Below are 26,803 nucleotides of genomic sequence, written 5' to 3' on the forward strand. Positions count from 1 at the left end.
GAATTTTCATCTTATTATCGAAGCATACCTTTTAAATTTTATTGGATTGACTCTAATGGAGTCAGTCTAGCAGCTCCTCGTCATGCGACTCAGGGGGCCCAAACTATGGACAGGATAACTCTGTCCACGTTGGGTCCCTTTTTGTTTGTGATCAAATTAAAAGCTGGGAGGATTCATCTATATGTCCATGAATACAAGTACGAGTTGGCAAGGCAAAGACTGGGTGAAAGAAGATAGTCTATATTATCCGAAACTGAGAGTAGACAATAAAATCAGTTGGCAACGCCCCCATATCATTGGTGATTTTCACTCTCATAAATTGAATGGAAGAGTTGAGTATCACTCATTAAATGAATGCTTTCTGTATCAGTATTTCGAGCTTGACCCTCTCACTACTAGGTACTATGTACAACCAGTAAAAGTGAGCATTCCTTCATTTACAAAAAAAGGGGAACGTAAGGACTGGGAACATGTCCCCGATGTCCTCGTCTATCGAGAAGGAATGAAGCCCGTGCTCATTCAGGTAAAGGAGTTCGAAGAAGAACTAGAAAATGATGAAAAGTTTCACCGCTGTAACCGCCGCTGTGAAATCTATTCGGTTGAGCACGACTGGACTTATAAAATCATTTATCCTAAAACTTTGCCTGAGAATATTCTTACAAATATCAAACGCTTGAATGGATACTTAAAACGAAGAAAGGGCTATGAGGTCTGGGAGCAAGAAGTTATTTACAAGGTGAAATGTGCAAGAGAGATCACTATAGATCAGTTGGCTCATAGCTTTCATCCTAAGGCTGATCCTTATGAGATTAAACCTTTAATCTATCATTTAGTTGCCTCAGGCACCTTTTCCTTTAATGTCCACGAAGTAATAGATTCCATGACTAGGGTAACAATGGGGGCGTGGACGGATGTGCTAGAGGAATTTATTTTTACAGACCACGATTTGAAAGGGGGACGATTCCTTGAAAGTTGGCAAGCTTAAAATCAACGCGTCAATATCTTATTTGGGAATTGAGCATAAAATCGTCGGGTTTAACTATCCTAATGTTGTTTTGCAGCGAGTTACAGGTGATTATGATACGTTTCAAATCCAATTTCAAAGACTTGTAACTGATAAGTCGTTCGTGTCAGCTAAATGGGAAAGAACACTCCAAGACCAGGGTTATAAATCTATCCTGGAGACTTTACCGGAATTCAAGCGGGAGAAGGTTTCTAGCCGTTACGAATTGATTAGGCCGTTAATCCTTTTGGAAAAAAGTAAACAAAATGATGTAAGAGCAGCTGTAGATTTTATTGATCGTTATCAAGGTATTTATATATTTAAGAATGAAGATGTGAGAAGGATCACACAGGAAGAGATGATTTCCAGAATTATTCTGAATAACAGAAACACATCACGGGCAACGTTGTTGAGACATTTGTCTGCATACCGAAATGGAGAAGAAGAGGGGCTTCAGGAGGTTCTACAAGTTTTGGCTGATAAAGCAGATCAACAGGATATCGTGCGAAAGGATGAAATACAAATTGCAATCTGCAGTCCCAATGATGAAACCGAAGTACTATGCTACATTTACACACGCAAGGATAAGTTATACCTGCCGTATATTAAAGATGCCATCGAGAAAAAATATTTAACCACGCAACGTATAAAGATTAGTGCAGTGGCAAGATATATGAAGGGGAAATGTGAAGCGGATCAAATCGAGCCTCTTCCGGAAATAACAGTTCGTGGACTCATAAATCAATTGGATAAAAAAGTTGTAGCTATTCTAAGAGATGGTAGAAGAGCTATAGAAATGTACAAAAATATAGATAGAGGATTTTCTAATAAAGAAGCACATTTTCCGTTGCATTTAGTTGAAATTGATCATACAAAAATGGACATTATTCTTGTAGATGAGGTAACCCGTACACCTCTAGGCAGACCTTGGATTACGATGGGAATTGACGTTTATACTCGAATGGTCTGGTGTATGCATATATCCTTTGATGAGCCTTCATCTAGAAAGGTAAGAAATGCATTCGAGCACGGGCTATATTTCAAAAGATCTATAGAACGTTATGATTCGAAGAACGATTGGCCATTAAGTGGAATTCCGATGTGTATCATGATGGATAATGGAAGGGATTTCCGGAGTAAGCATGTTAAACGAATGATTACTGAAACTATGAAATCAAGGGTTCAATACCGTCCTGTGAGAACGCCTAACTATGGAGCAACCATCGAGAGATTGTTCGGTAATTTAAACACTATGTTGATTCATACGCTACCTGGTACCACTAAAAGCAGTGTTGGGGATCTGGGAGATTATGAAGCTGAACAAAACGCTTGTCTCACGCTAGATGAATTAACCAAAATCGTTGGACGTTATATTACTGACTTTTATCACTATCATGTTAACAAGGGTTTGCCAGAGGAAAGTCCTACACCGATCATTCGATATAAAGAGGGTGTTGAGCAGTTTGGGTATCCTGAATTTGTATTCCCAGAAGATGAGACCTACTATCGGATTGAATTAATGCCAACTGAATTTAAGCCATATACGCGTGAAGGGGTTGTTATCGATAAGGTTCATTACAAATCCGACGACCTTAAATACATGATAGGGAAAAAAGAGGTTAAGTACAAAGTGAAATTCGATGATGATGATATTACAAAAATTTATATACAGCCACCTAATTCTACTGAGTTTGTAGAGTGCTGGTCATCAAATCCTCATTATTCTCAGTTGATTGGCATAACCCGATATACGTGGAAGAAAATCAATGTGAAACTTAGAGAGATGGGAAAAATTAAATTAAGTGAAACACCGGGTGCGGAACAAATTCATGCATTACTACTTGAGATTCAAAAAGAAGCCGAGGAAGCATATACCAAATCTAAGAAAGTACAGAAGGAAGTAAAGAAGATGAATCTACAGGTGGAAATCAAGACAAAGTCATCACAGTTTTCCAATCAGGATAATCATTCAATAGTTGTAGGATCTCTGGAAGAAATGATTCAGCATGCTTATATGGCATTAGAGGAGAGGGGGAAGAACAATGGATCCACATAAGGAATTTGCTCATCGGGTAGCTAATTTGTTTGTAGAGCATCCGAAAATGGAAGAAGCGTTTAAAGCAATTGACAATATACGAAACCAGAATAGATACAAGATAGGGGGAGCTCAGAAGTCTACTCGTTGCGCCTGCATCATTGGGGGATCTGGTGTAGGGAAAACCCAAATGGCGCTAAGATATGAGGAGAAGAATACTGGTTATCTAGAGGTAATAGATGAGGTGGAATATGATATTACGCCGGTCATATATGTTGAAAACCCCGACCCTTTTACATTACAAGGTTTCTATAAAGCAATAGCGGCCCGTTTAGGGCCCCTTCCCATAGGAAGAATGCTTGTAGATGACGCACAGAAACTAGCACTAACTCGATTGATGAAACTGAAGGTTGAGGTCGTAATTATTGATGAAATGGACTACATTCTTACCTCAAGGGCGGTAAACGAGAAGGAAGCGATGCAAGCGATTAAAGGTTTGGCCAATAAAGCCAAGCTAACCGTCATTTTAATGGGGACACCAGAAGTTGAGTCTTTGTTTAAACTGAACTTCCAAAATTTTAGAAGATACCCTAAGTGGCAACTAAAAAGATTTGAGCAATGCGACCAAACATGGTGTGATTTCCTACAGAAGATGGAGGAAGCCTTATCTCCACCCCAATCGGTTGGATTGGGCGAAATTAATACTGGAATTCCGCAGTTGCTCTTTAAAATGAGTAAAGGACTATTAGGTATTCTCACTCCTGTCTTACAAGAAATGTATACATTATTGGGAGTTTTTGAGAATGACTTCAACGATTTCTCTAAGATACCTAACAATCAGGAATTGATTCCTACACTAACTCAAGCTTATCGAAATATTAACGGTGATTTAACCGAATTGGAGTATGAGGAAATGCTGCTAAGAGGGTATTGAGGTAATATCCATACATGATTGCAAGTAGCCCCATACGCCAATAAAAGGGAGGGTTCATCGTTTATCTGATTAATTATCATCTATCAAGTGGGATTAGTTTATCCATCAGGATGCCCCAAATTCAATCTCAGTAGCTCTTAAATCATATATTCATAGAATGATGTCTAAAAAAATCAACCTCTGGTAACTATAGTAATATAGTATCTTCCAGAGGTGATTTTATTGTTAGATAAGAGACTGCCAGTTCGTATACCGTTTAGTAGCAAAGAAAGTTTATCGAGTTTCTTCATGAAAACTGCAGATAATAATGGGATGAATATTATTGAAATGCTCAATTTGATTCGATTAAACGAGAAATACCTAATCCATTCTGGGGACATCCAAAGGATAGACTTTTATCCAGAAAGTATATTTTCTCTGAAAAAGCTTCAGTGGTATACAGGGATATCAGTAGATGATATGAATCGTGGCAGTTTTACAAAACTTATACATACATTCAACCATTCATGCCGAGGAGAAAGCTATAGAGGTTTGCGAGATACCATTCGAAGTAATTATCATTATTGTCCTCATTGCTTGGGACGTACAAATGCCGCGTTGTTATTATGGAAACTAACGGATGTCGAGGTTTGTCGTGAGCATGAATGCTACTTGTTACAGCATTGCTTTAGTTGTAATGAATCTATTAAGTATAAGCATCTGCGTATACCGAGCATTTGTCCTTATTGTAGCAAATCATTATCTGTACACAAGGGAGTAGCACTTGATGGAACTTCTAGTAATCTAAAACACCAACAGTGGAACGCAAAAGCTTGGGAAATACTGCTGAATATATGTGATCAAGTATATATACCGCCTCATGAATTAGCCCAAAGAATCCTTTATATTCTAAATGAGTTTAATGTTGATTATAACAGGGATAGAATATGTAGAAACCTCCAAGGATATTCAATCAACCACCTTCTTCAATGTGCTCGCGGAACTTTGGCTAAAGACAGATCCATACATCTATCTGCGTTGTTATCCATCCTATTTTTACATCATGTTGAAATTGAACGATTCCTTAGGATGGAAATTTCAAGTGAATTTCTAATTTCTTTAAGAAAAGGCGACAAGTTCAAATTGTCCGAAGAACCTGTTTGTGTGGCACCTTGGTGTCCGTCATATCAAAAATCAGGTTCACTAGTAAGAACCGGAGTTAACAGCAGTGAGAAGGCAAAGATAAAGCTTCATAAATATATGGCCTGTGAAGACTGTGGTTGTGAATATGCATTTGCGGAGGGGGTTATTATTGAGAGGACTTACTTCATTCAGGCATATCATAAAATCTCTTCACATAATCTCAGTAGTCTTACATGGTATGAACGTGAAAATCTGATGGGACTTAAAAAAGAAAAAATTAGAAGAGTGATGGCTTATTTCTGGTGCTGCCAAATAATATCGGAAGAAGAGGGTATTACAACATACGGTAAAATAGATTTAGGAAAAGTGCAGGAATTTGTAAAAGCACTCGATAAAGGAATAGCTATCGTTGAGATACGCCGCTGGCCTTTGTGGGAACAGTATGGAAATTATTTAATTCATCGTTTTCATCCCGATGTTATGCGAGCAATTATCTATAAAAAAATGACAATGGAATCAAGGGGAATGAGAGACTTGAAAGATGAGATTATTGATGCTTGTTCAGATTTAAGGAACAAAGACCTCTCCATAACCTTGCATAATGTTGCCCAAATTATGGGTATTTCCCCAACTACAATAAGGAAACAAGGATACTCCCCATTGATTGAGAAAAGTAAACAAAAGCAGAATGAAGAAAGGATCAAAGAACTTCGTGTAAGAGTAGATTTGAAAACGGAGAACTATCTTCAGGTGAAAGCAACTGAGGCAATTTCTTCTGTTGAATTGTTCCAAGTATTAGAAATCAGTTATTCAAGTCTGAAAAAATCTTCTCCCGAGTTGGCATTATATATAAACAAGGTGCGTAAAGAACATAATGCGGAGGTATTATTGAATAATCGAATGAGTTTATTTCGTGCATAGAGTTTTTTTGCATCGGTCAAGATTAGAATTGAACGATGCAAATGTAGATGACCTCTAAACAAATTTAAAAGTAAACACTATTATGCCCACTTCATTCTGCTTTACAAGCAAGTTTGATTGTATATAAGTCTTAGAAATTTAATTCAAAAGAGGGTTGGTTCGTTCTTTTCCACATAATAACATGCGTTTTTTTGAGTGCTACTTAAAGGGAGGGGACATAATCTCACATAGATAGGATAGTTTTACTTATTTTTCTAAATTATGCATCTTGACATTGGGGGTATTACAAACATTGAAATGTGTCTTAACACAAATCGATCCAAAAAGAAGTGCTTACGAATATCATATAAAATATTAATATAAATATAAATATAGTATTAAATAATGTAAATATTGTAATATAGGATATGTATTCGTGATTCGTTTTCCAGTAAATTGACTTAATCCGTTTCGTCGGTTTGCTTTTTTAAAACAGGAAATTATTATTCAAAGGAGTTTATTATGAATATAGATATAAATGTATACAAAGTTTTCACTGACCAACCTGATTTTGGGAATTCTGCAGGGGTGTTAGAGTATAATAGCATGTGGTCAGTTGAAGATATGCTACAAATAGCTAACCATTCAGATACATCGGTTACAGTATTTGTGAAGATAAGTAAAAATGATGTTCAAGACTATAAGTTTCGCTTTTTTTCAAAAGAAAAGGAACTTTCCTTTTGCGGACATGGATCATTAGCTGGGGCTGCTTATGCTATGAATAAACTAGGAGTTAATTTGCTTCGAGTAAAATTTGGAACATCTAATTCCATTGTTATTATTGAATCAAAGGATGGAATCTATTATTTAAAAACACCCAGAACAACTATACTTGAGATTTCTCCGATTCGAGATGAAATAGCTTTTATGTTGGGGATTGAGCCTGAGGCTATTTCTACTACTTCTCCATTTTGTGTAGCTACAATCGGATCTCCAAAATTATTAGTTCCTATAATTTCTCGAATGGAGCTTAATACAATAAAACCAAAATATACGGAAATAAAAAAGTGGAGTCGTGATAATAATATAAATGGAATTTATACTTATGCATTTAAAGAAAAATTATTAGATCAGGAGAATAATCTCCCTAAACTAATTTATACTCGTGGTTTCAATCCATTGTTCGGCATACTGGAGGATCCTGCCACAGGCGTTGCCGCAGGAGCACTAGCAGATGTACTCTATATTGAAAGGGGTTATTCCTCATTTATTTTTCATCAAGGAGAGTTAATGGGAGCTTCCAGTCAAATAAGAGTTGAAATTGAACCAGAGGGAGTAAGAATCGGAGGTTCAGTACTTTTAATTAATACGAGCATTAAGTCTATGAAGTCGGTTACCCTACGAGAAATATGAGGGTGATGCCCAAAACGATCTACGCGTGTAGAAGGTCAGCTTTGAATCTCCAAACACCAAAGTTTACAGGTCCAAATCCAGATTAGATGTAACAACCTCGAGCTTAGAAAAGAGATTTTCCAATTCCTTCATCGTTACAAAATAGTTGCAGCATCTCTGCTTCTCATCTCCGCGTTTGTTCAATAACCAATAAATGGTAGGTAAAAAGCCACCTTTCGGTTGAGTTTGTACCCCTACAAACTCAACCGAAAGGTGGCGACTCTATGAAAACTCTACCACGATCTTGTCTATCCTTCAATCTGTGTTAACTAAAGCGAATGTCGAATCTGCTGTTTATCAAGCTAAATATGAAGATCCTGCACGAAATTTATAGTTTATTATTTGTTTCTATATTAGTTCATGTCAACTTTCTAACAGTGGGATAGTTACCGATCTGGAGCCTATTGCAGCAACTCTAGGTCTTATTCCTATACATTATCCAAGCTTTTTGGGCAATGCTGCGGATGTCCCTTTTGCTGTGTTCAAAGATCTTTTTCAGCTTCTTATTCAAAATTGCAATCAAAAAACTCGGCGCAAACTAACTTTTCCTAAAGAATTATTGCTCATTGACTCAACAACGGTTACGGTCGGGGAAACTCAGTTACCATGAGTACCGCATCATTGCGAAAGAGATGGGATTAAGCCGCATGTAGCTTTACGTTCAGAAGATCTGCAGCCATATCGAGTTGAAGTGAATATGTTAGCGAAAAAGAGCCAGTGTGTTAATGGTTGAGAGCCACCGTGTTAATATTTCAGAGCCACGATGTTAATCAGATAGAGCCACCCTTGTTTTCATCTAGTAAACTAGTGAAATGTGATCTGGGATCAGATTGCAAATAAACATGGGAGGTCACCTAATTGACCAAATATCGTGAAATTCTCCGGCTAAGCTGTTTGGGCTTAAGTCAACGAAGCATTGCATCCAGTTGCCAATGCTCTCGCAACACCGTATCGGAGGTCTTATCCCGTGCACTTCAAAAGGAGTTAACATGGCCATTACCTGAAGATGTAACTGATGAAGATCTTCAAACTGTGTTATTCCCTGAGAAGGCACAACAAGCATCCTCACGCAAATTACCAGATTGCGAGCATATCCATCGTGAACTGTCCAAGAGTGGTGTTACGCTCAGTTTGCTTTGGAGCGAGTATTCGATCGAAACATCACCAACGCGTTGTCATTTTTAAAGATTTTGAAGGTCGCGAAATTCGAGAAGTGACGGATTTGATGCAAATTACAGCAGAACGAATTGCATAGATGTACAAAACGCGTTGGCAGTTTGAATTCTTTTTCCGTTGGATTAAACAGCATCTGAATATCCCGAAATTGTCTGATATTACTGAAAATAACTGTTTATGGACAATTTATACTCCGCTTTGATTGTTTATGTGCTTCTGAAGTTGCTCTTTGGATGCGGTTAGTCTAAGGATTCTTCGATATGCCATTCTTTCATTTGCACGATTATTTAGCATAAGAGATTTAGCGTCAGAATGGGTGATTCAATTTCAAAAATTAATGCCTGAAAGGGTTATTTATGTTACATAATTTTGCTAATCAACAGGAGTGATATTAAACATAGCCTAATTACAAAAAAAGGTTTTAATAATAATAAAATTAATTAATTGAAATATATGTATTTATTACAGAATTTAACAATGATACAATATATTTATAAAATAAATAAAAAAATACTATTTTAAAATTATATTTAAAAATGGAGAAATACTATGAATACTATTCTTCCTGATTTTCATGAAATCGAAGAAATGTTTAAAAAGGCAAGACAAATCCAACTCTTGAAGCCCGGATCACGTATAATAGTTTCTCCCCAAATAAGAAATACAGATAAGGTCAAACAAGCAGTCCAAAGTACAGAAAAACTAAAAGAACTGATTTTTTCTTTGGTTGATCGTTTTTTTGGAGGAGATATCGAAGAAATGGCAAGGTGGTTAGGATACCCGGAAAGTATTTTGCCATGGATAAGAGCTACCTCTTTTATAGGGGAGAGAGATGATATTCTGCTTCGCAGTGATTGGTATGAAGAAGATTCCGTGATCAAATTTCTAGAGCTGAATTTAGGGAGCAGTGTAGGTGGTGTGTTGTTGGCTTCCTTACACTCGTCTCTACTTACTCTATCCAATGTTAACGATGCTATATTTAAACAAGATGTGTTTTATATTAATACGATCCATGAGTGGGCTCAAAATGCTTATAAACTGTGGCTAAAACATTTATCTGATCCACTGATGGTTTTTGTGGAAAGTTTAGCATCAATGCCATCAATGCACGAGACACTTCATAAGATGGCAACTGTATTTAGTGAGGTAACTGGAGTGCGTACAATTGTATGCACCCCATCTGAGCTTATATTGCAAGAAGATGGAATATACACAGATGGCCATAAAGTGGATGTAATATATAGACTCTTTGATTTAGAAGATTTAGAGAGTAATCCCAATGAATTTAACCATATTTTAAATGCAATAGAAAAAAAAATAGTTAGCATGCCGATGGGTTTTGCGTTTCGTATTCTTGGAAACAAAGCATTATTCAGCCTTCTTTCTGATCCAGAATATCATTCTGCTTATTCCACAGATGAAATTGATTGGATCAGGAGGCATATTCCATGGACTAGAATATTTAATGAAAAATATAAGGAAACTGCAATCCTTGATAAGGAAAAATTACTCCTTAAGCTAGCTGACGGACATGGAGGAGAAGGCGTTATTTGCGGATGGGAAATGTCAGAGAGTGATTGGGAATCCCATGTTGTTTTATTATTATCTACTAATAATAGAACTATATTACAAGATAGGGTGTATCCAACGTCAGGAAGTATAGCTGTAGCTGTAGCTGACGGAATTATTTATGAGGAACAAGCAAATTTTTTATGGGGATGTTTATTATTCAGTGGCAAGCATATCGGACATATTTTACGAACTAAAAGCATAGAGAAGGGTTCTGTAATCAATTATTCTAATGGAGCTGCTATTACTTCTGTTTTCTACAATAAAGATTGAGAAAGGACAAGCCATATTGAAATCAGTACTTATTCTTTGCCGTGAGGAAACTACGGATGTTAAAGAACTTATCAGAGCATTAATAAATAAAGGAATACATGCTATTTCTGCTGAGCCGAGAGAGATTGTAGTTGATATAGATAGATCGGGTATTCGTTTTTTATACCAAAGCCGCATTTTAGAACTTGTATGCGTCTTAGGATGGGTTTCGCTATCTCAGCGTGAGTATGGTTTATGGCTCCTTAAGGCTTTTGAAATTTGCAATATTCCTGTATTAAATGGAACCGAAGTGCTTGAAAACGGACAGAACAAATTTCTTAATTCTGTCTTACTTGCTTATCATGAAATTCCACATATACCAACTCGACTTATTGGTTCATACGAGCAATTAGAAGAGACAGCAGAGCTTTTAGGTTTTCCTCTAGTTCTTAAGCCAATCGTGGGGGCGAAGGGTCAACAAGTAGTATGCGTCGAAGATTTGAAAAACTTACGTAATTTGGCACCATACTATTTTAGAGATCATAAGGCTTTGTATGTCCAAACTTGTCTTGATAAGCCTGGCAGAGATATTCGTGTAAGAGTGATTGATCACGAGGCAGAATTTGCTTTCTTTAGATATGCCAAAGATGGTGAATTTTTGACAAATCTATCAGTTGGGGGAACCTGGGAGGAATGTAATCTTACTCCACGTATGATTAATCTAGCTGAGTTTTGTTCTCGAGTCTTTAAATCGCCTATTGCAGGCGTTGATTTATTAGAAATTGGAGAAGACGATTATGTTGTCATTGAAGTAAATACTACACCAGCTATCACATGGCCTCATATGGATACTGTGTTTCGTGTAGCAGAATTCATTGAAAAAAGGGTGCATTTATTATCCTGACCTTAGTCGTCAGAGTAATAATTCATTATAGTATTAAATATTTCAAACAGAGGAGCGATTTTTAATGGTACTTAATCCAGAACAGTTTGTAGAAAAACTTAAATCCATCGTTACGGAAAATCAGAAAATTACACATCCACTTTACCAAATTATTATGAAGGGTGAAGCTTCATCAGAGCTCTTAAAGAACTTTGTTCTACATCGCTATCACATTAAAAGCTTTTGGACCCGTAATATCTCTGCGATTCATTCAAAGACTTCTGATGTTAATGTTCGCAAAGAACTTGCAGAAAATATTTATGAGGAAGAAACCGGTAAAATTACAGGTACAATGAGACATCTTGATCTATTTTTCAAGATTGGAGAGCAGTTTGGTTTAACTTGGGACGATATTGATAATTGTAATGTTTTACCTGAATCTCAAGATGTTATCAATTGGAACAATCAGGTTTGCGGACCGGATCATCACTTGGTAGAAGCAGTAGCGGCGTTAATAGTATATATGGAAGGACAGCCGCCGGTTACTTGGGAAGGACGCACTATGAACCAAGCAATGAGCCATTTCTACAATTTAAACGAAGCTGGGGTCTCATATTTTGTAATTCACAGTTCTCATGACATGGAAGTAGAAGAAGATCATGCTGAAGCTGGATATGAGTTACTTCGTAATTATGCTATAACAGAAGAACTTCAGGAGAAAGCTGTTGCTGCACTCTATAAATCAATAGATGTTCGTATGAAACACTTCAGTGCCATTTTACGTGCTACAGGAATTAATGTAGAAGCAGAACCTGTCCGAAGTTAGAAAAAAAGTATGATAATAGGGAGTCTGTTTAGACTTCCTATCATTTCAATATACGCCTAGCATAGTGTCAAGGGTAAGATATAAATTATTAAAATTTTGTATTTAAAGGAGTATTTATGGTCCAGCTTCTAGATGTAACCCTTCGCGATGGCGGATATATTAATCAATTTAATTTTTCAATAGAGGAAGCTAAGAAAATTGTAAGCGGGTTACATAAATCTAGAGTAGATTGGATCGAGGTTGGTTACAGAAATGGCCCTGCGAAAGGTTCTGCTGGACTTGGAATTACTGCAGAAACTAATGATGCATATATTAAAGCGCTGAGGGAGCATTCTCCAAATGCTAACTTGGTCGTAATGCTTCATCCGCACAATGTTAATTCTGATGATATTCATGCTCTGTACAGTTTAGGAGTATCCCTTGTCCGGATTTGTATTCGAAAGGATCATCTGGAAGAAGCTTTGGAAACGATACGAGAGTGCAAAAAAAATTCACTAAAGATTTCGGCTAATTTTGTACGTATTACCAATTTTACAAATGAACAAATTACAGATATGGCACTTATGGCTGAGGCAGCAGGGGCAGATCTCATATATTTTGCTGACTCAAACGGAAATTTGCTGCCCGAGAATGTAAGGACCTTAACAACAAGCTTAAAATCTGTTTTAAAAGTTCAAATAGGATTCCACGCTCACAATAATTTGTCATTAGGACTTGCAAATACTATTGCTGCTCTCGAATCAGGAATTGATTGGCTGGATAGCTCTTTAAGAGGAATTGGCCGTAGTGGGGGAAATTTAGCCACGGAAGTGTTTATTTCATATTTAGAGCGCTATTATGGCTTCCCTAAATACAAATTAATTGAAGTCATGGATATCGCTGAATACGTTCAAGATAAAATACTTATTTCTGGAAATTATCTGACCCCTCAGATAAAAGATATTCTTCTAGGAATGATGAATTTCTCAACAGACTTAATGCAGCCAATCATGGATTCAGCTAAAGAAAATCGGATCTATTGGAAAGAGCTTATGTATGAACTAAGTAAACGAAATCCAAATATGGTAACTAATAAAGAGATTACGGAGGTGGCTAACATTATAAAGAAAAACAAAAGAGAGTTTCAACATTTATGAAGAATATTAACCAAAAGAATAACTTACAGTTACAGAAAATATTAGTTAACGGAACTCCTTATCAAAGAGGAACACAATACGGGGAACAATTACGAAATGAAATAAGGGATTTTCTATCTGATAATATTGCACGTATCAATAGTGCTCGATTTGAATCATTGACGCTTGATAAAGCCTTAAGTATTACTGATACATTTATACCTTACATTGAGAGAGATGTACCTGATCTTGCAGAAGAGATTAAAGGGTTAGCTGACGGGGCAGGAATCAGCTATAGGGAAGGGATGCTGCTTCAAGTTCGTCGTGAAATCATATCTAGTGGTTTAGAATGTACTGCATTTGCGTGTCGTAATCATCAAGGGGATTCTATCATTGCACAAAATGTAGATCTCGCCGGTAATTTAACTGATTTAGGCATTATTCTACAAGTAAATACATTAAGCGAAGAGGAACCTGATCTGCTGATGTATACTCATGTAGGGCTAATAGGCTACTTGGGCTTAAATAGTTTTGGTTTAGGAATAGGGCTTAATATGGTCCTAAGCTCTGGCTGGAGAGCGGGTGTTCCTCCGTATCTCCTTATTCGCCATTTATTACATCAAAAGAATGTAGAAAATTGTCTCAGAGAAATTAAACGAATTCGGCGTGCTTCTTCAAGAAATTTACTGATCGCAGATAAAACGCGCTTAGTAGATGTAGAAATGACTGTTCAGGATGAGCGCATTATTGAAGAAAATTTTCTCGTTCACACTAACCATTATGTTCATCCTGATTTACTCCGTTATGACTTAGTTGAAAAGAATACTTCTACTTATCCTCGATATGAACGAACAGTGAGAGAACTACAACAATTTAAAGGTATGCCTTCAGTAAGACATATGAAAGATTTGTTAGGGTACCATGAAGATGGTCAAGGTAGTTTATGCGTTCATAACGGAGGCGATCCCCGTAGAGTTGATACTATAGCTTCGGTTATTCTTGAACCTTCTGAGGGAAAGCTGAGTGCTTGTAAGGGACATCCCTGTAACCGGCCATTTCAGCCATATTATTTGGAAAGGAAGTAGTATTCTTGAAAGAATCTTTCATTTTATTAAATGATTCAATTGTTCCCTATGAAGAAGCGACAATTCATGTTGGCTCAGTTGCCATGAAATATGGATCATCCGTTTTCGAAGGGATTCGCGGGTATTGGGATCAAGAACGTAATAGAATGCACATGTTCTCTATGAATGAACATATTGAACGACTGCTTGACTCAATGAAACTAATGGGAATGGAACATAATTGGAACAAGGAGAAGTTAATTAATAATATCAAACGAATCGTGCTTGTTAATAATCTTCGATCAGATTGTTATGTACGTGTAGCTGCATCCATTGAAGCGGACGGCCCCTTGGAAGCCAGAGGTCCTGTATTAATCAGTATTGCAGCATTCCTTCAGCAAAGAAAACCTAACTCAGATAAAGGGATTCATGTATGTATATCTTCATGGCAAAGAATATCTGATCATATGATGCCCCCTCGGATAAAATGTGTAGCTAATTATCAAAATGGCCGGTTAGCACTCCTACAGGCTAAATCAGATGGATACGATAATACAATACTTTTAAATCAACAAGGGAAAATAGCAGAAGCACCAACAGCTGCCTTTTTTATTGTGAAAAATGGGATCCTCATTACTCCTTCTGTAACATCAGGAATCCTAGAAAGTATAACTCGTAAATACATCCTGTCGTGGGCAAATGATCTGGGAATAAGTGTTCAAGAACGGGAACTGGATAGAACAGAGTGTTACTTGTCGGATGAGGCTTTTTTGTGTGGTACTGGGGCCGAGATATTACCGGTCGTTAGTATCGATAGAAATGTTATCGATAAAGGAGAACTAGGAGAAATAACCTCGGTTCTAATCGATTATTATTTCGATATTATGTATGCAAGACAAGAAAGGGAACCTAGTATACAAAACCTTATTGATTATTCGGAGGAGGGATTCCGCGATGCAGCGCTTCTTATATGAACAAGACTATAAATACATGGTTGAGCGTTCTGGTGGCTGTCTGGAAGAAGAAATAAGAGAACTTGAAGGAAAGCTTGAAGATAATGGATATATATATAGGAATAAACCTTTTAAATTGTATCCAAGAGTTGTTATTCTAAGCTCCTCTGATCGTGAACTTATCCGGAATGATTCAGAGAAATTGATAGATATCTTAGAAAAAGTAATTCGTATTTATGAGAAGGATGAAATAACACAACATTATTTTATGCTTGAGGGACTTGCTGCTAAATTGGTGGCCATTAAACCTGGTTACAAACGAAACATTCGAATTTCCCGTTTTGATACGTATCTTGTTAACAGTGGAGACGTTTTTAAGGTTCTTGAAAATAACACGGATTGTCCAGCTGGTGTTATTTTCACTAGTCGGGTAAATGAAGTTTTAAGGCAGATTCCTTCACTTTCCTCTTATATTAAAAAGCTTCCCCCCTTACATGAAGAAGGTATTCATAAACCTGATTCATTTATTAATGAATTAATATCAACATTTTATGAGTTTTCTAATGGGTCAAAGCTCAGATCCGTGGCTATTCTTCAGGTGAATAATAACGCGAGTTTAGAAGTTAAGGAGATGGTTAAACTTTTGCATGAAACAGGGATTCAGTCTGTTGTAGCTGATCCCCGAAATCTAAAGTACCAAGATGGGAAGCTTTACGCTGGTCATCTTCAGATCGAGCTTCTGTGGAATAAAATTAACACAGTTGATTTTGCTCCGCTTCTAACAGAACCCGAAAAACTAACTGACCTAATTAGCGCTTGTATGGATCAAACAGTGTGCCATGTAAATTCATTTCAAGCTCGTTTTATCACCGAAAGTAAACTTTGTATGTCATACCTCTCAGAACCTGACTTCAGGAAACACTTTACAAAGGATGAAATTTCTTTGTTAGATAAGCACATTCCTTGGGCACGTAAACTATCAGGGGTTTATGAAAATCACAATGGAGAAACTTGGAATAAAAGGGAGTATATAAAGTTAAACCGCGAAAAATTAGTTTTAAAAACAGCCTATGATATACGTGGAGAAGGTGTCGATATTGGTTTATCAACCTCTCAAGAGCAATGGGAGAAACTTATTGATCAATCTTGGGATGGACCCTACATTGTTCAAGAACTTGTTACTGCACCAGAAATACAAGTTCCAATTGAAAAAAATAATGCTCTCACTTCTAAAAAATTTAGTGCTGACTTTTTTATGTTTGGAGGATTGTTTCAAGGATTTGGTTCGAAATTAAGTGATGAATTAAAAGTTAATGTTTTTCAGGGTGGGAGTAAACAGGCGATTTTCTCCATAAGAGATAGTGCTGAATTTAGTAAAGATAATGAAATCAGTGGATGTATATCATGTGGAAAATGTTCGAGCTCAACTATTACTTGTTCATAAGGGAGATGGAATGATGAATAAATTTGTGTATTCTGGACCAGATGCTTTTATGGGAGTTTCTACAGCCTGCGTTTCTGATGCTTTAGATACCTTCGGAATAAATGGCGGCTTAGCAGGCCTAGGTCCTTTAGGACCTGGAATGTCACTCGTCGGGCCTGCATATACGCTGAGATTTGAGGAGGTGTCAGAAGGAGAAATGGCCCAAGCTGGCGAGTATATCGATGATGTTCCATTAGGAAGTGTCATAGTTATTGCTAATGAAGGCAGACGGTTTTGTACAGTTTGGGGGGATCTGCTTACTCATGCAGCGCAGCTTAATGGGATACGCGGGACAGTAATTGATGGTTGTTGTCGAGATGCAACTGCAATATTAAAATTGGACTACCCATTATTCTCAGTAGGTACTTACATGAAATCAGGGAAGAACAGAGTCAAACTTGTTTGCAAGGATGAGCCAATAGATGTAAGTGGGACAGTAGTTAATCCAGGTGATATTGTATTGGCCGATGATTCTGGAGTAGTGGTTATTCCTAAGACTATGGCAGAACAGGTCTATTTAAGAGTTAAAGAAATAGAGGAAATGGAGAATAATATTCTTTGTGATTTGAAAAATGGTGTAACTATGAAACAATCAAGAATTACGCATCAATATAATAAATATGCTCTAAAAACAAATTAATACTGTGGAAGGGGCAATAGCTAAATGGGACAGATTATTTTTTTTAATAGAAGCAAGATGTTTCCATTTAAAAGTTGGATTCCTGATATTCCTGATGATTTGACACTCTTTACGCAAGTTGATCTCCCTGATGAGAGTAAGTACGATTTAGTAATTAAAAAAAGTGATTTTGATGGTGATTCCTTAATTGAATGGGAAGTGCTTGATTTACACAAAAAGCAGAATGTTCAAGCCATTGTCTGTCATTCAGAATATGATTTAATACGAACGGCAAAATTACGTGAATATCTTAATTTATCGGGGCAAAATGTCAAGAGTGCTGTTGCCTACCGTAATAAGATAATCATGAAGCAATATGCGAGACAAGCTGGTATTGAAGTAGCAGAATTCCAGCAAGTTCATACTCCAATGGATGTCATTGAGTTTTCTAATAAACACGGGTACCCCATTGTCATCAAACCAATAGACGGTGGGGGGTCAAGAAATACGAGAGCTATTTACGATAGCAATCAATGTAGATTATTTCTGAAAGAGGGCTTGCCAAAGGACATAATGATTGAATCTTTTGTAGATGGAGAGATGTATCATGTTGATGGATTAATGTATCAGGGAGATATTCTTTTTTCAAGTGTATCACGTTATATTAATGGATGTCTTTCTTTCCACTCAGGAACCAGTCTTGGCAGTGTTATTTTAAATACCGATAAGAATGTGATTCAAAGGTTACAGAATGAAGCCGAACGAACTTTACTAGCTCTTCCGGCCGCCCCGATCATTGCTTTTCACGCCGAATTTTTTCTTACAAAGGATGACCGTATAGTGTTATGTGAGATTGCTAGTCGCACGGGCGGAGCACGTGTGACTGACACTATTGAAGCAGCTTTCGGTATTAATCTTAATCGGGAGTGGATTCGTTTGCAATGTGGACTTAAAGAGAAAATGAAGGTGAACAGTTCCAATACACTACAGACCGCAGGCTGGCTTGTTGTTCCACCACGAGAAGGCATATTACGATTTATTCCGCAGGAAATACCGTTTGAGTGGGTAATAGATTATAGCCCTGCTCTAGAAGAAGGACGTGAAATGGCGGGGGCTATTTCCAGTGTAGACAATATTGCAAGTTTTGTCATCGTTGGCGATAACGACATGATAGTTGAAGAACGTTTGATGGTATTAGATCGATGGTTCAGAGAGAACATTTGGGTAGATGACTTACAAGTGAAAAAGTGATTTCAATAATTTAAAGGAAAATGTTATGTTATTAAATAAAATACACAAAAACATTAAAATACGCTTGATATCCGGTTTTTTTCAAAGGACACTCAGAGCGATGATTCTGCCTTATATGATCATATATCTAAGTGCCTATTTTGGAGTTACTCTTTCTGGAATCCTTTTAATGATTTCGGTGATAATGGGAATTTTGGCAAGTCTCTTAGGTGGATATTATGCGGATCGTATAGGAAGAAAAGTCGTAATCTCAGTCTCAGAGTTTGTTATCGCAGTTTCATTTTTGGGAATGTTTATTTCAAATACTAATTATTTTTCTTCACCAATCACAGCTTACCTATTTTTCTGTATTAATACTGTTGCATTTAATATCTCCTTTCCAGCTTTAAACGCCATGATTATAGATGTTAGTACACCTGAGAGTAGAAAGCTCATATACTCTATTAATTATTGGATTACTAATTTATCACTTGCTATAGGATCCTTAATTGGAGCATTTTTATATAGTGAATTTCTGCAAGAGTTACTTTTAAGTTGTTTTTTTATGTCAATGATTATATTTTTTGTTTTTCTGTTTTTTATTGAAGAATCAATACCGGAACAATCAGAGCCTCGACTGTTGAAGATAAGAACTCTTCCAAGTGTTTTATTTTCAGAATACAGCCCAATACTAAAAGATTTGAAATTTCTTAAGTTTTTTTTCAGCAGCTTATTAATCATGGCGGTTGAGTTGCAATTAACCAATTTTGTCACAGTACGGTTAAACAAAGAATTTGGCACTCGCCAATTATTCGGGGATTTAAAATTAAGTGGTATTGAAATGAGCGGAATATTAAGAACAGAGGCAGCGCTATTAGTGGTTTTTTGTACATTTATTGTTGTTAAGTTTACTCGTAAATTAAGTGATAAAACCACGCTAACTTTCGGGTTACTATTCTTTACAATTGGTTATATGGTTATAGCGGTTAGTAATGATCCAGCTCTATTAATGGTCAGTGTTTTAGTACTTATAATTGGAGAATTAATGTGGGTACCTGTTAGTCAATCGTTACTTCCATTACTAATTGATGATCATAAAAGAACAAAATACCTTGCAATACTTAACTTGCATCAAAGAGGTGGCGAACTAATAGCCACATTAACATTGACTTTAAGTTCAGTTATAACATCTTGGTATATCTCAGTATTTATTGGTCTGATGGGATTTATAGCATTACTTATGATGAGGTCTTTAATTATAACGCAATATAAAAACAATTATTTCAATCAAAAAGCATAAGGAAGGAGAGCGAAAATATTATGTTTAAATAGTTAAGATAACACAGGGAAGACCCCTTCTTGTAGAATTAAGTCACCACAACCAATTCACAGAAAGAGGTCTTCCCCATGATTCATTTTACTACAGATTTGGTACAAGCTATAGTCACTAATCAGGATGTGACTTAAATATTTCGGCAGCATCTTGAAACTGCTATGAATCGGCTACTTGTAACAGAATTAACAGTCTTCTTCTTTTTCTCAACCAAAGATTAATTAAAATTTTAAAAAATGGGATATTCCATATACGCAAAATTATTGAAGCACCTAAGGAAGATAACGACACTACATACAGGAGGTATAGTAGAGAATATTATGACAGTTCTGATATTAAATAATTTACCCGCCTCTATTTACGAATATAATGAATGGTTATCTAATTCCGAGAAACTATTAATTACTTCTAAAGAATCAGCAGATGGATTTCGTAAGGAGGATTTCAAGGAAATTATCGGTTTTGAAAATTATACTGTAAACGGTAATGTTGAATTAAAAGCTATTGAGCTATACGAAAAATATAAATATGAGTATATTGTTGCTACAGGAGAATTTGATCTATTGCGGGCCGGTAAATTGAGAGATATGTTTGGGATTTCAGGACAGACCTGGGAGAGTGCTTTAGCGTTTAGAGATAAGACTGTCATGAAAGAATATGCAAAAAAAGGCGGAATTAAAGTACCGGCTTATAAAAAAATTCAAGATTCACTTGATATTATAATATTTATTAAAGAGCATGGGTATCCAGTTGTTGTAAAGCCGGTTGATGGAGCAGGAGCAACTGATACAACGGCCTTATACAACGAAAATGATCTTCAATTATTTTTGTCTAAAGGTACTGGGAGTAAACTGGAAATAGAGAAGTTTATTGAAGGTAATATGTATCACATAGATGGAATAATACTAAATAATGAACTTGCTTTTATTTGGCCATCCAGATTCATTAACAATTGCCTTTCTTTCAAAAGTAACTCTCTTGTCGGAGGACAAATTCTTGACAGAAATGAGTCTCTCTTTAATAGATTATTGAACTTTGTCAAATCTCTTATAAATTCCTTGCCGACTCCACAAAATACAGCCTTTCACGCAGAGGTTTTTCATACATTTGATGATGAGTTGGTATTATGTGAGATAGCAAGTCGAATTGCCGGTGCTAGTATAAATGAAGTTATTTTGCATGCTTTTAATATTAATTTGCGCCAAATAATGGTTCAGGCACAATCTAATATTTTTGAAAATAAAAATATTTCCGAAATAAGTAAAATTAATGAACCGATTGAATATACAGGCTGGCTAATAATCCCCCCAAAACAAGGCACTCTTTTGAATCTACCAACTGAAAAACCACCTCAATGGGTAAAGGAATATAAATGTCATGGTCAAGTTGGAAAAACATACGAGGATATCAATAATATAGTTGAGTGTATCGCATCATTTGTTGTTTCTGGTAATTCTGCAGATATTGTAAGCGAACGGATTTTAGAAGCTGCAGATTGGATTGACAAATCACTGATATGGGAATGACAGCGATCCTATTTTTTTGGTGGTATAAAATTCTTGTTCATGGAGTTTATACCGTCCAGGGCTTCTAAAATACGACTCGAATTTCGTGACCTTCAAAATCTGTAAAAATGATAACGCGGTGGTGATGTTTCGATCGACATTGCGCTGTCCCAAGATATGGTGGTGGATACGGCTGTTTCAGAAGATTATTCAAATGTTGAAAAATGTCATTCCTCTGGAAACTCTTAAGCTATTCTCAATCGTAGAAGATGTTTTAACAGATAAAAAAATATATTCTGATACTGCCTTCAGAAAATAAAGAGTAATCCTTAAGAATTCTAAATGAAAGAGAGAGCCTAGATATAAACTATCATTTTTTAGAGCATGAATCTAATTATAAACTTGCTAAACGTATTATCTATACAAAAGATAAGACTCCTTATGAGTGTGAAGAAGAAATTATTTCACAATATATTTATGGTGAAATATTGTCGTATATACAGGAAAAGGGGATTATGACGTGTTGAAACCAGTATATGGTAATAATGTTGTGCAGTCGAGAACTGTTGAAAAGATATCAAGTCCGGTATGGGCATTGGTTGCTGCTTTTGTCTTATTTTTGGGCTGGAGCGCGTTTCAAATTGGATTGTTCAATGGGCAGTCGTTGTTTCAAATCAAAAAGTAATAACTGGACATGATTGTGTTTTCTCAGTAAGAAAAGAAGATGTGGAGCATTACTTGCAGAAATATAAGTTAAGGAAAATTGATTAACTTTCGATAGAGTTCGAAAGAAGGTTTCATTTATGAAAATTGTAAATAACATGGATTCAAATCACTTAAATGAATTAAAGGAACTGGTCGAAGGTGCTGATGAGTTACACATTATCAGTTAAGTCCGTTCCTTAAGGAATCATTTGACGTCATCTTTTATGAAATCATTGTTCCATCAGGGATTAAACGTCTAAATGGTTTATATCAATATATATAATAAAATATTCAACTTTATTTTAAAGTATACTATAGAAATAGCTGTGTAATAGTATAAAAACAGCCTGTTTTGATTGTGTTTTTGTCTCGAAATATGATATAACCCACATCCGGCGAATGTTTTATTATAAGATGACACAGGAGGTGCACATATATGTATCGTAAAGTAGAGGATTTTATTATGGAGTGGAATGAATCAGTAACAGGAACAGTCAATGTGTTTAAAGCCATGACAGATGATAAGCTAAATCAAGCAATCGTTGAAGGGCATAATTCATTGGGTTGGTTAGCATGGCATTTAACAAATGTGCCTGTATTTTTAGTGAAGTTTGTAGGTCTTGAAATACCGTCAGTTGGCAACCCCAAGGAAGTACCAACTTCTGTCCAAATCATTGTAGAAGCCTATGAAACAATGGCAAATACGCTATCAAGTGCTGTTAGTAAGTTAACGGATGACGCTTTATTAGAAGAAGTCTCTGCATTTGGTGGTACGGCTACACGTGGTCAAATTTTACGTAAAATCGTTGACCATCAAACACATCACCGAGGCCAAATGACCGTCTTATTACGCCAAGCTGGGTTGACGGTTCCAGGTGTAATGGGCCCTACAAAAGAACAACATTAAAAAAACATAGTAGCACAAATCAAACGTTGATTTGTGCTACTTTTTAGTTCCAAATGAAGAACAATATATGGCTCAATCTAAAAACTAGTGGTAACCAAGAGAGAAGACCTCAGAGGAGTTTTGGAGGAATGTGGACAAGCGGAGCGTTCACCTTTAAAGGAGGATTTCTACCTTATTCAATCCAATTCAAGAAATCCTCCTTTAACAGTGAGGGTAACAACCTCCAAGACGGAACGCTGATCCCACTACATTTTATTGTCAACTACTGATTTTGGTTTTGTGCCCAATATATGATGGGAAATATGGATTGGGGGAGTTTACATGATGAAAGATTCTTGGTTTACAGTTCAAGAAATCGACCCAAAAACCTATGCCATTAGTGAGTATGGGCATTGGGAAAAAGTACATTCTTTTTTATTGATTGGTGATGAAAAAGCGATCTTAATTGATACAGGATTAGGAATAGATAATATCAAACGAATAACGGACCAACTGACTGACTTACCGATCGTAGTCATTACTACTCATGTACATGCTGACCATATTGGAAGTCATGGAGAATTTCAGGAAATTTACGTTCACGAAGGGGATGAAGACTGGTTAGTTAATGGCATTAAGGGCTTGCCGATAGAACAAATAAGGAGAGATATAAGCAGAGACATAACATTACCTACACCAGAAACCTTTAATCCTGATACATATATACCCTTTCAAGGGAAGCCAACGGGTTTATTACAGGATGGTGATGTGATTGATATTGGAAATAGAAGAATAACGATTTATCATACCCCTGGACATTCTCCAGGTCATATATCCGTATTGGATAATATACATGGATATTTGTTTACAGGTGATTTACTTTATGATGAAACGCCAGTATATGCCTTTTATCCCTCCACAAATCCAGTTGATTTAGTGAATTCATTAGAAAAAATATCGGAAATTCCTAATGTTACAAAAGTTTTTGGGTCACATAATACATTGGGTCTTGAACCGATAATTTTACAGGAAGTAAAGAATGCTATCGGTGAGTTGAGAGAAAGAGGGCTTGTAAAACACGGAACGGGAATTCACAAATTCCAAGGGTTCTCTGTACAGTTCTAAAAAAGAAGAGCAGACAGCGAGGCCACTGAAAAAGGTGTGCTTTACGAATCTGTAAAATATGGCTACATAAGTAAAGGCGAATTCTCACTCCATTTCGAGTAAGAATTCGCCTTTACTTATGTATATTCTCATGCTTTTTATTTTAATAGCGTCAGTATTCTTTTGAGATTTACTGCAAATATAACCATTGCCCCTTGCATGTGCATGCCAACAAGACCTGAGGAAGATGCCACATCATACCCGTGTCTGTGTTTTAGTTTACTATTTTTCGAGTTCTAAAAGACGCCTGTATAATTAATTTGAATTTAAAAAGCATTAGAGGAGCGTAGCGAAGGGGAAATTTGGAACTGTAGGAGCGATAGCGACCGCCTTTGTCTCCGGATTTCATCCGCTAACAGCGGCCGGAAGTCCGAATATTCCTCGTAGTTACAACTGACTCCTTAGATGTATAGGTCTCAAATTAGTAGGGACTTTTTCAGTGGCCTCCAGATAGCCTGCTCTTCTTTTTTGTTGTCCGGCATCATATGAATAGATGAAGTCCTTACCGCGGCCATAAGGAGGTTGAACATGAAAAGAAGACATAGATGGCATAGTCAAACCAGCAAACCTAGAAGTACTCGTAGATTATGGCTCGTAGGTTGCCTTGTTTTTCTAATTATAGTGTTGCAAGGGTTTGCCTATGTAGATAATAAAATGAAACCACCTATTATGCACTTGGCCAAGATAAGAGTTAAGCAAATTGCTACTGAGGCGATTAATAAAGCTATTACCGCTCAGGTAACACAAGGAACGAAGATAGAACAATTGGTGGACTGGAAGACGGATAACTTGGGTAAAGTGTCAGGGTTCATGCTGAATTATGCGGAGCATATGAAAATCACATCAGATACATTTCAGGTTGTACAATCCACGCTGAAGGATGTTCATCAGTTGGCAGAACACATCCCGTTAGGTCAGGCGCTAGGCAGTCCTGTGTTGGCTTCATTTGGTCCTAAGATTCCTGTCAGGATTGAGCCTCAAGGAGCTGCAAAGGTAGATCTGAATACAAGGCAAAGCGACGCAGGTATTAATATGATCCTTGTGGAGGTATATATTCATGTCAGTGTCGAAGTCGCGGTAGTCATACCCTTTGATATGGAATCTGAATTTGTGGAGACAGAAATTCCTATATCGTATTTGCTTGTTGTAGGAGATGTACCGATGTATTACTACAATTCTAAGGGAGAACCGGTGGCGGGGAGTGGAGCAAATGCCCCCAATATTTCACTCCCGCTTGGATCGACAGGCACCTCAACCAAGATAGAAGGTCAGGACGATACTGTGTCAAAGTTATTGGAGGGGGCAGAGTCCCATACCAAAACGAGTGGAACGCCATAAACGTACAGGTGATAACATGAAAAAAAGGTAACTCTAATATTTAAGAGTTACCCTTTTTCGTCTGAAGTGATTTCCGCTCAGCTCGCTCCCAATGAAGTAAGCTCGGATATGGATCAAATGACCATTCTGCAAATCCATTATCACGATAAATTCCATAATGTAGATGTGGAGGGAATTTCCCTTGCGTACCAGGCTTACCATAACCGGAACTACCCACCCAGCCAACGACTTGCCCAGGATTTACAACATCACCCGCTTTTATAGCCTTCTCAAAGCCACTTAAGTGAGCAAAATAATGATAATGGTTATGAATATCTCGTATGCCAATTCGCCAGCCACCGTATCTATTCCAACCTTTCATTTCTACAACTCCGTAGCAAGTGCTGCGTACAGGTACTCCGTAGCTTGCAAATAAGTCTGTACCTTCGTGGATTCGAAATCCACCCCAATTGCGGCCACTGCCCCAAGTACTGCGGTATGAATATTGGCTGTTCATAGGTAATGGGAAAGTATGCTTATTCAAATCAAGTGTATCGAACTTCTCATATAGCTTAGAGAATTGTTGAATACGTTGTACAGAGCGGCTATTATGATAATATTCCCATAAGGCTATGCTGAAGTCATCTTTGGATTGACCATACTTAAGCAAATAGTCTGCCATACTGTAGAGAACATCCATATCGTTATTAGCATCTGCCATACCATCACCTGTTCCATCACGTCCATAGCCATCAAAGAATGAAATAGACTCTGGATTTTTGTCTTGTTGATCTGGATTGAGCCATCCAGCCCATAAGGGTGCAGACATATATATACCAGTTAGTCGAGCAGGGTGTGCACGATCTTTGGGATGAACTTTCGTCATCGTATGCTCATATTGGTCGATAGCAGCAATTCTGTACCAGGGAATATTAGTGACCACACTAATCTTTTCATATAACAATTTACGTGATGCCAATGTATCCATCTGTTTCGTTTCAATGCTGGTTGTAGATCCGTTAATTTCAGCAGCACTCGTTGGATGGCAGCAATACATGGATAAGATAGCAGTTGTTATATAGATCATACATTTTGGAGCGTAAGTGCGAAGTGAAACCATCAGTCTACCTCCTTATTTGCTCTAATTCGAGTCCTAGACCGAACAGTGTGCTGATGTCATTAGATTAACTCTAAAGGTAGTGTTTTATTCAGTCGCTTTTGTTCAGAGCCTAAAGTAAGGTAATCCAATGGCTTTCATGATATAATATTTTACAAGT

At 36.9% G+C, this 26,803-nt stretch carries 22 protein-coding genes; 21 read left to right on the forward strand and 1 reads right to left on the reverse strand.

Features of this window, described 5'->3' with window-relative positions; genetic code table 11:
- Positions 1–181: 181 nt before the first annotated feature.
- The 21 genes from J2T13_RS03520 to yunB all read left to right on the forward strand — a co-directional run bounded on the left by J2T13_RS03520 (position 182) and on the right by yunB (position 25,547).
- Positions 182–985 carry a hypothetical protein gene (locus J2T13_RS03520; protein ID WP_429368377.1) on the forward strand — a complete coding sequence of 268 codons (804 nt, stop codon included), beginning with the start codon at positions 182–184 and terminating at the stop codon, positions 983–985.
- Entirely contained in the window at positions 966–3,059 is a 2,094-nt protein-coding gene (locus tag J2T13_RS03525) for a hypothetical protein (protein ID WP_429368379.1), read from the forward strand. The genes J2T13_RS03520 and J2T13_RS03525 overlap by 20 nt, the downstream gene beginning before the upstream one ends.
- Complete coding sequence (locus J2T13_RS03530; RefSeq protein ID WP_429368381.1) at positions 3,046–3,972, forward strand: TniB family NTP-binding protein; 927 nt, start codon at positions 3,046–3,048, stop codon at positions 3,970–3,972. The genes J2T13_RS03525 and J2T13_RS03530 overlap by 14 nt, the downstream gene beginning before the upstream one ends.
- Positions 3,973–4,185: 213 nt before the next feature.
- Positions 4,186–6,015 (forward strand): TniQ family protein, encoded by a 1,830-nt coding sequence (locus J2T13_RS03535; protein WP_429368383.1) that lies wholly within the window; start codon positions 4,186–4,188, stop codon positions 6,013–6,015.
- Positions 6,016–6,516: 501 nt separating this feature from the next.
- Positions 6,517–7,407, forward strand: coding sequence for a PhzF family phenazine biosynthesis protein (locus J2T13_RS03540; protein WP_429368385.1), 891 nt, complete (start codon positions 6,517–6,519; stop codon positions 7,405–7,407).
- Positions 7,408–8,304: 897 nt separating this feature from the next.
- A complete protein-coding gene (locus tag J2T13_RS03545) occupies positions 8,305–8,631 on the forward strand; it encodes a hypothetical protein (RefSeq protein WP_429368387.1) in 327 nt (108 codons plus the stop codon).
- Positions 8,632–9,171: 540 nt separating this feature from the next.
- Complete coding sequence (locus J2T13_RS03550; protein ID WP_429368388.1) at positions 9,172–10,464, forward strand: hypothetical protein; 1,293 nt, start codon at positions 9,172–9,174, stop codon at positions 10,462–10,464.
- A 16-nt stretch (positions 10,465–10,480) separates the two neighbouring features.
- Positions 10,481–11,347 (forward strand): ATP-grasp domain-containing protein, encoded by an 867-nt coding sequence (locus J2T13_RS03555; RefSeq protein WP_429368389.1) that lies wholly within the window; start codon positions 10,481–10,483, stop codon positions 11,345–11,347.
- A gap of 64 nt (positions 11,348–11,411) precedes the next feature.
- Positions 11,412–12,152, forward strand: coding sequence for a TenA family transcriptional regulator (locus tag J2T13_RS03560; RefSeq protein ID WP_429368391.1), 741 nt, complete (start codon positions 11,412–11,414; stop codon positions 12,150–12,152).
- 116 nt (positions 12,153–12,268) lie between these two features.
- Complete coding sequence (locus J2T13_RS03565) at positions 12,269–13,288, forward strand: hypothetical protein (RefSeq protein ID WP_429368393.1); 1,020 nt, start codon at positions 12,269–12,271, stop codon at positions 13,286–13,288.
- Entirely contained in the window at positions 13,285–14,352 is a 1,068-nt protein-coding gene (locus J2T13_RS03570; RefSeq protein ID WP_429368395.1) for a C45 family autoproteolytic acyltransferase/hydolase, read from the forward strand. Before J2T13_RS03565 ends, J2T13_RS03570 begins: the two co-directional genes overlap by 4 nt.
- Before the next feature lie 5 nt (positions 14,353–14,357).
- On the forward strand, positions 14,358–15,305 hold the full coding sequence (ilvE, locus tag J2T13_RS03575) for a branched-chain-amino-acid transaminase (RefSeq protein ID WP_429368397.1): 948 nt from the start codon (positions 14,358–14,360) through the stop codon (positions 15,303–15,305).
- Entirely contained in the window at positions 15,286–16,728 is a 1,443-nt protein-coding gene (locus J2T13_RS03580; RefSeq protein WP_429368399.1) for a hypothetical protein, read from the forward strand. Before ilvE ends, J2T13_RS03580 begins: the two co-directional genes overlap by 20 nt.
- A 10-nt stretch (positions 16,729–16,738) precedes the next feature.
- Positions 16,739–17,407, forward strand: coding sequence for an RraA family protein (locus J2T13_RS03585; protein ID WP_429368401.1), 669 nt, complete (start codon positions 16,739–16,741; stop codon positions 17,405–17,407).
- Between the two features lie 24 nt (positions 17,408–17,431).
- The gene (locus J2T13_RS03590) at positions 17,432–18,637 is read left to right on the forward strand and encodes an ATP-grasp domain-containing protein (RefSeq protein WP_429368403.1); all 1,206 of its coding nucleotides are present in this window, start codon (positions 17,432–17,434) and stop codon (positions 18,635–18,637) included.
- A gap of 25 nt (positions 18,638–18,662) precedes the next feature.
- Entirely contained in the window at positions 18,663–19,916 is a 1,254-nt protein-coding gene (locus J2T13_RS03595; protein WP_429368405.1) for an MFS transporter, read from the forward strand.
- A gap of 353 nt (positions 19,917–20,269) precedes the next feature.
- Complete coding sequence (locus tag J2T13_RS03600) at positions 20,270–21,475, forward strand: ATP-grasp domain-containing protein (protein ID WP_429368407.1); 1,206 nt, start codon at positions 20,270–20,272, stop codon at positions 21,473–21,475.
- Between the two features lie 499 nt (positions 21,476–21,974).
- Positions 21,975–22,139: a hypothetical protein gene (locus J2T13_RS03605; RefSeq protein WP_429368409.1), complete on the forward strand. Its 165-nt coding sequence runs from the start codon at positions 21,975–21,977 to the stop codon at positions 22,137–22,139.
- 456 nt (positions 22,140–22,595) lie between these two features.
- Positions 22,596–23,066 (forward strand): DinB family protein, encoded by a 471-nt coding sequence (locus J2T13_RS03610; RefSeq protein ID WP_429368411.1) that lies wholly within the window; start codon positions 22,596–22,598, stop codon positions 23,064–23,066.
- 321 nt (positions 23,067–23,387) lie between these two features.
- Complete coding sequence (locus J2T13_RS03615) at positions 23,388–24,170, forward strand: MBL fold metallo-hydrolase (protein WP_429368413.1); 783 nt, start codon at positions 23,388–23,390, stop codon at positions 24,168–24,170.
- 567 nt (positions 24,171–24,737) lie between these two features.
- Positions 24,738–25,547, forward strand: coding sequence for a sporulation protein YunB (gene yunB / locus J2T13_RS03620; RefSeq protein ID WP_429368415.1), 810 nt, complete (start codon positions 24,738–24,740; stop codon positions 25,545–25,547).
- A 40-nt stretch (positions 25,548–25,587) separates the two neighbouring features.
- On the opposite strand, the gene J2T13_RS03625 is transcribed toward yunB, so the two are convergent.
- On the reverse strand, positions 25,588–26,613 hold the full coding sequence (locus tag J2T13_RS03625; protein WP_429368909.1) for a M23 family metallopeptidase: 1,026 nt from the start codon (positions 26,611–26,613) through the stop codon (positions 25,588–25,590).
- Positions 26,614–26,803 lie beyond the last annotated feature (190 nt).

Source organism: Paenibacillus sp. DS2015, from assembly GCF_050433705.1.
Taxonomy (GTDB): domain Bacteria; phylum Bacillota; class Bacilli; order Paenibacillales; family Paenibacillaceae; genus Paenibacillus_AQ.